Origin of the sequence: uncultured Streptomyces sp., assembly GCF_947488945.1 — a bacterium.
Classification (GTDB): domain Bacteria; phylum Actinomycetota; class Actinomycetes; order Streptomycetales; family Streptomycetaceae; genus Streptomyces.
Map to the genome: position 1 here is coordinate 1 of NZ_CANLBS010000122.1, position 230 is coordinate 230.

Here is a 230-nt window from a genome sequence, read left to right on the forward strand (position 1 = left end):
TCCTTCATCCGGTCCAGCGCGACCCGCACGTCCTTGGCCGCACCCGACTCCGCACCCTCGCGCCCGCCCCACGCGACGTACGTCCGCGCACCGAGCTCGGCGGCCAGATCGATGTTGCGGATCACCTTCCGCAGCGCGAACCGCCGCACCTCGCGGTCGTTGGAGGTGAAACCGCCGTCCTTGAACACCGGGTGCGTGAACAGGTTCGTCGTCGCCATCGGCACCGTCAG

1 pseudogene is annotated in these 230 nt (G+C 69.6%); it reads right to left on the reverse strand.

Annotation, left to right across the window (positions count from 1 at the left end):
* Positions 1-230 (reverse strand): annotated as a pseudogene (locus tag Q0994_RS34075) (TIM barrel protein); the annotation flags it as partial.